This window comes from Enterobacter cloacae complex sp. IR5441 (assembly GCF_049238215.1).
Taxonomy (GTDB): Bacteria; Pseudomonadota; Gammaproteobacteria; order Enterobacterales; family Enterobacteriaceae; genus Enterobacter; species Enterobacter hormaechei_C.
The window spans coordinates 1-983 of the sequence record NZ_JBMKIA010000118.1 but is presented as its reverse complement, the minus strand read 5'-3'; the positions used below and the strand labels follow the sequence as shown (position 1 = coordinate 983).

Annotated in this window: 1 protein-coding gene; it reads left to right on the top strand. The window is 48.0% G+C overall.

Annotated elements, in window-relative coordinates; translation table 11 throughout:
* Positions 1 to 714: IS110-like element IS4321 family transposase (locus ACOTX5_RS26635; RefSeq protein WP_248948140.1), on the top strand; the 714-nt coding region annotated here is incomplete at its 5' end.
* Between the last annotated feature and the right edge of the window lie 269 nt (positions 715 to 983).

Sequence of the window (983 nt, the reverse complement as noted above, 5' to 3'; positions counted from 1 at the left end):
TGTGAAGCTGCATCGCGTCCGTCTATGCGTTTTGTGCAGCCCAGAACGGAATCTCAGCAGGCAATGCGGGCTCTGCATCGTGTCCGTGAATCCCTGGTTCAGGATAAGGTAAAAACAACCAATCAAATGCATGCTTTTCTGCTGGAATTTGGCATTAGCGTTCCCCGAGGAGCTGCCGTTATTAGCCGACTGAGTACCATTCTTGAGGATAATAGTTTGCCTCTTTACCTCAGCCAGTTATTGCTGAAATTACAACAGCATTATCACTATCTTGTTGAGCAGATTAAAGATTTGGAATCCCAGTTGAAACGAAAGTTGGACGAAGATGAGGTTGGACAGCGCTTGCTGAGCATTCCCTGCGTCGGAACACTGACAGCGAGTACTATTTCAACTGAGATTGGCGACGGGAAGCAGTACGCCAGCAGCCGTGACTTTGCGGCGGCAACAGGGCTTGTACCTCGGCAGTACAGCACGGGAGGTAGGACGACATTGCTGGGAATTAGTAAGCGAGGTAATAAAAAGATCCGAACTTTGTTGGTTCAATGTGCCAGGGTATTCATACAAAAACTGGAACACCAGTCTGGCAAATTGGCCGATTGGGTCAGGGATTTACTGTGCCGGAAAAGCAACTTTGTCGTCACTTGTGCTCTGGCAAACAAGCTGGCCAGAATAGCCTGGGCCCTAACGGCACGACAGCAAACTTATGTAGCATAACGGCAGAAATACACCGGTTTAAAGAATTACTGATCTGGTTTTGCGAATACTGATATTGATGATACTAACGGCCCACCGGCCTGTTGAGGAACCTGTAAAACGGAAAGGCTCATTGAAGCCGTATATTTTCTGGAGGTTCATCAGGCGCGGAACTCATCAAGGCGCGGGAATAAAATCCCATTCAGACGCCGGATAGATTCAAGCAAGCCAACTTGTCGTCAAAATCGGTGTTGCAAAAACGGGAGTGACCATAGATTCCGTTTTCTGAG